Origin of the sequence: Desulfonatronospira sp. MSAO_Bac3, assembly GCF_003838035.1 — a bacterium.
Lineage (GTDB): Bacteria > Desulfobacterota > Desulfovibrionia > Desulfovibrionales > Desulfonatronovibrionaceae > Desulfonatronospira > Desulfonatronospira thiodismutans.
Window position 1 is genome coordinate 1 of sequence record NZ_QYZY01000362.1, and the last position, 7619, is coordinate 7619.

Consider the following 7619-nt stretch of genomic DNA (forward strand, 5'->3'; position numbering starts at 1 on the left):
AAAGCTCTCAAAGATATCTGTCAGCTTATCCTCCGGGATGCCCGGACCAGTATCCTGCACCTCGAACCTGACAACCTGCTTAGAAGAACCATCCTGGCTGTCAGCAGGCCTCGCTCTCAATGTCACCTGGCCATGACTGGTGAATTTCACAGCATTGCCCACCAGGTTGCGCAGTATCTGCTCCAGGCGACTGGCATCCCCCAGAAGATTATCCTGAACTCCCGGGTCAAGGCTTTTGGACAGACTGATGCCTTTTTTCTCTGCCTGAGCTGCATACAGAACCTGAACCCTGTCCAGCACGGCAGACAAGGTGAACTCCCGGCTGCTGAGCTCCATCCTGCCGGCCTCCACCTTGGACAGGTCCAGGATATCGTCGATGATCCGCTGCAGGGACCTGGCCGATTCCCGGGTCATATCCATTATACGCCTGCCGTTTTCGCTGCTTATCTCTGATGCCAGCATCTCCATGGAGCCCATGATTCCAGTCAGCGGAGTGCGGATCTCGTGGCTCATATTGGCCAGAAAAGTCGATTTGGCTCTATTGGCAGCTACAGCCTGCTCCTTAGCCTGGATGAGTTCCTGTTGGGCCTTTTCCAGCTCTGAGATATCTATAGACACCCCGAGCATCCCCATCCTGCTGTACAAATTAAAAGGATAGACAGTGAACAGGGCCGGAAACTTCTCCCCGCTTTTGCGCACCAGCCATACCCGGCCATGCCAGGGCTGGTTCCGGGCTACCGCAGCATGGATCTCTGGAACCTTTTCAAAATTCTCCTCAGAATGTAGCATGAAAACCGATTTGCCCAGCACCTCCTCCTTGTTGTAGCCCAATATATTTTCTGCGCCCGGGCTGAAATCCCGAATCAAGTGATCCTGCTGGTCATTGGCAGGCTCAGTAAGCACAAATGAAACATTCTGCGCAGCCTTCAGAATCAACTCCAGCTTCTGCTGTTGAAGCTTCATCTCCGTGATATCCCTGCCTACACTCTGGATTTCGACTATGTCCCCGCTGTCGCGGAATATGGCACTGCTCTCCCAGTGCATCCAGTAAAATCCGCTGGGAGTCACCAGTCTGTGGGCTATCTGCACTCTATAGGGGTGCTGGTGTACTTTTTCCAGATTTGTCAGAAGATATTCCAGATCTTCCTCGTGCACGTAAGGAATAAAGGGACTTCCCAGAAGTTCTTCCTTTTTTTTACCAAAGATCCGGCAACAGGTATCGTTGACATAGGTAAACAGGCCATCCCTGTCTATTCTCGCTATGGCATCATGCTGGGATTCCACCAGGCTGCGGTAGCGCTCTTCGCTCTTTTTAAGGGCTTCCTCCGCCAGCTTCCGGCTGGTAATATCCCGCAACTGCTCCACAATCTTGACCACTTCCCCATGCTCGTCCACAATAGGTACACTCCGACAGTTAAGGTAGATATCCAGCTCCGGGATATACTTCTCCAGCTGAGCAAGTTCTTTAGTGCGCAAGGCTGTTCTGGTGGCGCACTCCTCGCATTCCCTTTCTTTGCCTATAAGCTCGAAACACTTTTTGCCTCGCACCTCATCCGGCGTCTTATTCAGGACCTGGTATCCAGTCTTGTTGTAGCGCTCGATACTGTGATCCGGGTACTGTATAGCCAGTATATCCGGAATGCCATTGATAATGGCTTCCAAAATATTAACCTGCTCTTTCAGCTCCTGCTCCAGCCTTTTACGCTCGGTTATGTCCACCCCTATGCCCAGTACCCCTTTAATCCTGCCATCCCCACCGGCAAGTGCGGTTTTTATAGTCTGGAGCATATGCTTCCGGCCATCTTTAAAGGTAACTTCCTCTTCAAAATGACAGGGATCTTGTCCATTTAGCACCATATCATCGCTCTTTTTACATACAGCCAGCTCCTTAGATGTCAGGCTTACAGAATCAGTGCCGAACCCGGTTTTTTCCCGGAAATATCTGTTGACCAGCAAGGGCTTCTGATCATGATCCATCACCCAGATACCTATAGGTGCATTGTCAAAAATTGTGGACAGCAGGGCTTGGCTGTCCTGCAGGGCCTCCTCGGCCTGTTTGCGCTGGGTGATATCCTGCGTTACGCCAAACCAGCGGGTATCGCCATTGTCAAAGGTCACTGAGGTAGCTTCGATTTTAAGCCAGCGCACCTCCGAGCCTACCATGAACCGCCCCTCCCAAAAAAATGGCTTTCGGTCGATTTGGGCCTGTCGGTTTCGTGCTAAAAATGCCTCTCGTTCATCGGGATGGGCAAGATTGTTCACCGCCTCACTATCGGTCAGTACATCTTCTCGACGAACCTGGTGTATCTCACACCACCTGTAGCTGACGTACTCAAACTCGAAGTGACCGTTAGCCCTAATCCATACAATATAGACGCCCACCGGCACACGGGCGCTCAGCTCTTCGTAGCGAGCCAGGCTTTGGGCCAGAGCCGTTTCTGTCTGCTTACGAGCAGGGATATCCCTGATGAACCCCCGATAAGCTACCACCTGTCCATTTTCATCCAGTACCGCTTGGGCATTTATGGACACCCAGAACTCAGTTCCGTCTTTGCGCATAAACTGTCGTTCATGATCAACCACTTCGCCTTGTTCCTGCATCAGGCGCATGAATTCCAGTCGGTCTTCCGGATTAACAAAATCTTGCGTGGCAATATCCTTGACCGACTCCACCATGTCCTGCGGTGAATCGTACCCGAACATTCTGGCCAGGGCGGGATTGACAGAGAGTAACCTGCCCTCCGGCGTAGAAGTGTAAATTCCTATGGGGGCGTTCATGAGGATGTCGTGGGAATTTGGGAAACTGGCCGGGCCGGGATGATCTTGTTTCTTGGAAGGTCGGGTCATAATCAACTCGTAAAAGAAAAAAGATTATCATGAAGGGAAAGACTATGCGTTTTTTCTGATCGTATGCATAGATTAATATGCCGCTGAAAGCAACAACTGAAATGAAAGCTGATTTTTTGAGCAGGATAAAAGAAGCGGCAGGAATCACGACGGGTCAGTCTATATTGACGGCCGGGCAGATTATGACAGGATTGCCGGGCATCATCTCTTTCATGTTAATCATGACCATACGACAGATTCTGATGTTTCTCTCAAGGATGAAACAGTCTGGCTTACCCAGGCGCAGATGGTGGAGTTATTCCAGAGGGACAATCGTACAATTTCCGAACACGTCCGAAATGTATTCAAGGAGGGCGAGTTGAGCGAGCAGGCAGTTGTCCGGAAATCCCGGACAACTGCCGCTGATGGTAAGATATGCCAGACAAATTACTATAACCTCGACGTTGTGATTACGGTTGGCTACAGGGTGAAATCCCTGCGCGGCACCCAGTTCCGCATCTGGGCCACGCAGATTTTGAAGGAGCACCTGGTGCGGGGCTATACCCTGAATCAGCGGCGTTTGGCTGAGAAGGGCATCGAAGAGCTGAAGCAGGCCCTGGCTATTGGTGGCCAATACCCTGGGTAACTGGCGAACTCATCAGCGATGAGGGCCAGGCTGTGCTGGAGCTTGATCTGGTTGTAAGTAAGGTTGGTAGCCATAATCTGACCTTAAAAATAAAAGAGGGGTAAGCAAAAAAAGCAAGTTTTCTTTATTGAAAACTTACCCCTTCACTTACCCCTCTCTTTTCTGGACGTCATTAATTTTTATTAAACTTACTTAAATCTCTTTAAACTAACAATCTCTTGAATTTCAATTGGTTATTTAAAAAATAGCTTGTTTTTTTTATACCCTGGTGGAGGCGGCGGGAATCGAACCCGCGTCCGAGAATGTTCAGCACAAGGTTTCTACAGGCTTAGTCCGGATTTAATTCTCGTTTTCAGGGTTGCCTCCGGACAGGCCCCTGAAAACAAGTTCCGGTGAGGTCTCGCCCTTCAAGCCCCGGAACAGAGCATGAAGAGCCAGCCTGATGGGGGTTTGGCGCTTCCGTTTCGCTTATCAGGCGTCAGCGAGTGGAAACGTGACCGCTCTAAGCGGCCATTGCGTATTCGTTGTTCTTGGCAACTAATTTTTTGCCGCGTGTTTAACGAGGTCCCCGCGGCACCTCGGCCTGCAACCCTGGCCTCTATCATCCCCGTCGAAGCCATGTCGCCCCCTGATCTGTCAGGTCATCAATAACTAATATAATAACAGGTGAGCACTTAGCAAGTGTTTTTTAAAATTTTTTTCTGGATAAATATACCTCCCAGGGAGAAGACAACCAGCAGCAGCAGGGGCCAGACGGTCTGGAAAGAGACTATGTTGTTGCCCGACTCATGCACATGGTGTGTGGCGTTATGAACTGCCGTGGTATATATGTAGCCCTTGAAGGCAAAACCCAGGATGGTGCTGTAAATATAGGCGGCTAGGGGAATCTGCAGGATTCCGCAGCTGAAATTTATCAGCACATGGGGAAAGCCCGGCAGGGAGCGCATGGCCAGCAGCTGGAAAAAGCCTGAATTTTTACGCAGCAGGGAAAAGGCCTGGGTGCGGGCGAATTTTTCCCGTACGGCAGTGGACAGGTATCCGGTAAAATAGTAAGCACCGATACTGCCCAGTGCTCCTCCGGCTATGACCATCAAAGTCGCAGGCCACGGGTGATAGATTACTCCCAGAATCCAGATGAAGAATGCCGCCGGCATGGCAATGGTGTACAGAGAGCCCATGGCGAAAATGAACACCACAGGGGCCCACCAAAGTTCTGCCAGGCTTTCAGCCCTGGCGATCTCCCGGCTGAGATCGATTATCCCGCTTTGTTGCAGGTATAGGCCGGCTAAAAGAATAATGGCCAGGATAAGTACTTTTAAACTGCTTTTAGAGTACATTGGTTGCTTTATCTGAGTGAGAATCCCTTATCAGGACACTTCCAGAATTTCCCTTATGTTCAGCCTGATGCTCACCAGGCCCTGGTAAACGTTTATCCCCGGGGTATAGGCCAGTGTAAGGTTCTTGCCCTTGAGGCTTGTTTCCTTGAGGTTGCGTCCCTGCCTCCAGAACTGTCCGCGAAGTTTTACCCCGGATTCCGGGTCCTTGAGGTCGAACCTGACGTGCTTGTCTTTTCCAAAAAGGCTTTGGTCCAATACCTTGAGAGGAGGAGACAGAAAGACAGGCCTGGGATTTTCCGGCCCGAAGGGCTGCAGGAGTTCGAGCTCCTGGAGGAAGTCCGGGGAGAGCTCGTCCAGTCCCAATAAGGCATCCAGGACAATTTCTTTTTGATGCGGCCCCGGACCTATGCATTCACTTATGACACGACTGAAGCCGGTGCGCAGCTCCTCCAGATTTTCTGGTTCCAGGCTGAGTCCGGCTGCCTGGCTGTGTCCCCCGAATCCGGTCAGGTGGCTTTTCAGGCTGCAGAGGCCCTGGTATAAATTAAAACCGGATATGCTCCTGCCGGAGCCCTTGATAAGGCCGTTTTCCCGGGTCAAAACCAGGCATGGCCTGTAAAACTCCTCCACCAGCCGGGAGGCTACTATCCCCAGCACCCCCGGATGCCAGTCAGGATCGAAAAGTATGAGTCCTGAATCATCTTTATAATTATTTGCCTGCTGCCTGGCCATATCCAGGATGGTTTCCTCGGTCTTTTTCCTTTCGTTGTTCAGGGTGTTGAGTCTTGCGGCAATAGTGCGGGCCTGCTGCAGGTCACGGCATAAAAGCAGTTCCAGAGCCTGGCAGGGATCATCCAGCCTGCCGGCGGCATTTATCCTGGGGCCCAGGGCAAAGCCCACCTGACCGGCACCGATACTATCCGTCCCACCCAGACCGGATGCTTCTTTGAGGGCATAGATCCCGGGTCTTCGACCTTCACTGAGAAGCAAAAGACCGTTTTTGACCAGGATGCGGTTGGCCCTGTCCAGGGGGACCAGGTCGGCTATGGTGCCCAGGGCCACCAAATCCAGGAGATTCCGGATGTCCATTTGTGGCCCGGGAAGGGTTCTGTTCAGGGCTGCAGCCAGGAAAAACGCCGAGCCTACACCGGCCAGGCCTGGATAGGGGCACGGGGTGCACTGGGGGTTTACTATGACGTTTGCAGGAGGCAGCTCGCTTCCGGGAAGGTGGTGATCCGTTAGAACCACATGCATACCCAGTTCCCTGGCCCTGGAAATCTCGCTGTGGTGAGATATGCCGCAGTCCACGGTGATCAGGGTTTTGATACCTTCTCCAGCCAGTTTTTCCATGCCGGCCATGTTCAGGCCATAACCATCCTGGACTCTGTGGGGCAGATAGCAGCGGATATCTATTCCCTTGGACTGGAAAAAATCCTTGAGCAGAGCTGCCGAAGTGATGCCGTCCACATCGTAATCGCCCCAGACGGCGATCCTGTTTCCAGAGTCGTGAGAAGAGGCTATGAGATCTGCTGCCTGCTGCAGCTGGGGCCAGTCCTCCAGGGGCTGCAGGTAGCGAAGACCGGGGCTTAAAAAAAACTGCATTTCCTCCAGGCTGGTCATGCCTCTTTGATGCAGTATGCTGCACAGGGCAGGGGAGATTTCCAGATCTTCCGCCAGTCTGGCAATGTGTGCAGGGGAAGCGCTGGTCTGGATGAGCTTCCAGTTGACGCGGGAGTTCCAGGTGTTGTTCATAACCGGAGAGGTCCTTTTCATGCGGCAAACATCTCTTTTAGTTCCTGCATGGTGTTTCCGGCAATGATATCCATGGCCGTATTCCGGGTGTCACCGGGGTTCAGCCCCAGAACCTGGTGCAGGTCCTGGTCAATATCATGAAGTGAATCGGTCCGGATGGAGTGTTCCATGTTGTTGGCCAGGCAGAGGATCCTGGCCTTGTCTTTGAACCCGCTGGGAGCAAGTTCGGGCCGGTGATGCCAGTTGACTGGCTCAGTCAGGGATTCAGGCAGGTGCCACAGGTGAAGGGTCATGGCCCCTATAAGGGCATGGTCGATGCCCCAGAACTGCGTTTCCACGACATAATGCGGTATTTGTTCCTGTCTGGCCTGTGCATCGATTTCTGCCCAGACCCGGGGGGCGTATATGGCTGTAATAATCTTGCCCAGATCATGCAGAAGCCCGCAGGTCATGAGGTCCTCTGCATCGCGGCGTCCGAGCATGATGGCTGCCTCTCTGGCCATAAGGGCTGTAAAGCTCTGGTGTTCCCAGTAGACCTGAAGGTCCAGATCCTGGTGCCCGACTTTCCTGGAAAGGGCACCCACACTGATACTCAGGATTATTCTGCGCAGTTCGGAAAGGCCCAGCAGAGCCACCGCCCTGGATACAGACGAGATTCTGGCCTCAAAACCGTAATATGCGGAATTGGCCCTGCTGAGCACTTTCGTGGTCAGGGACTGATCCGAGGCCACTGTACGGCTGATGCTGTCCAGGGAAAAGCTGGAGCTATGCTCGGTCTTGTAAAATATCTCCCGCAATATGGCCGGTGATACCGGGAGATCATCCTTGACCCTGGTCAGGCTGTGTAGAAAATTCTGGCCCTGTTCCTGGTTCATAAAAGGTAGTAACTCTTTGTAAGTTGTAAGCGGAGAAGTAAAACTCTAAGTATCGGTTTTTTAATTGGAACGATACACCCCAGCCCCTCCTTAACCAAACAGTAACCATTCAATTTGATTTTTCAGCTGGTTCCTGCCTGCTTTTTTTGCCGAGAGCCTGCTTTATTTTCGCGTCTGCGTCCT

At 52.1% G+C, this 7619-nt stretch carries 5 protein-coding genes and 1 other RNA gene; 1 reads left to right on the top strand and 5 read right to left on the bottom strand.

Annotated elements, in window-relative coordinates; genetic code table 11:
• Positions 1 to 2847: PAS domain-containing protein (locus D5S03_RS12735; RefSeq protein WP_287044292.1), on the bottom strand; the 2847-nt coding region annotated here is incomplete at its 3' end.
• A gap of 358 nt (positions 2848 to 3205) precedes the next feature.
• Here D5S03_RS12735 and rhuM point away from each other — a divergent pair.
• A complete protein-coding gene (gene rhuM, locus D5S03_RS12740) occupies positions 3206 to 3472 on the top strand; it encodes a RhuM family protein (RefSeq protein ID WP_287044293.1) in 267 nt (88 codons plus the stop codon).
• 266 nt (positions 3473 to 3738) lie between these two features.
• On the opposite strand, the gene ssrA is transcribed toward rhuM, so the two are convergent.
• The 4 genes from ssrA to D5S03_RS12760 all read right to left on the bottom strand — a co-directional run bounded on the left by ssrA (position 3739) and on the right by D5S03_RS12760 (position 7436).
• Positions 3739 to 4101, bottom strand: a transfer-messenger RNA (tmRNA) gene (ssrA, locus tag D5S03_RS12745).
• A gap of 45 nt (positions 4102 to 4146) precedes the next feature.
• On the bottom strand, positions 4147 to 4809 hold the full coding sequence (locus tag D5S03_RS12750) for a TVP38/TMEM64 family protein (RefSeq protein WP_008869156.1): 663 nt from the start codon (positions 4807 to 4809) through the stop codon (positions 4147 to 4149).
• Between the two features lie 30 nt (positions 4810 to 4839).
• Entirely contained in the window at positions 4840 to 6582 is a 1743-nt protein-coding gene (gene recJ / locus D5S03_RS12755) for a single-stranded-DNA-specific exonuclease RecJ (protein ID WP_287044295.1), read from the bottom strand.
• Positions 6579 to 7436, bottom strand: coding sequence for an HDOD domain-containing protein (locus D5S03_RS12760; protein WP_287044297.1), 858 nt, complete (start codon positions 7434 to 7436; stop codon positions 6579 to 6581). Before D5S03_RS12760 ends, recJ begins: the two co-directional genes overlap by 4 nt.
• Positions 7437 to 7619 lie beyond the last annotated feature (183 nt).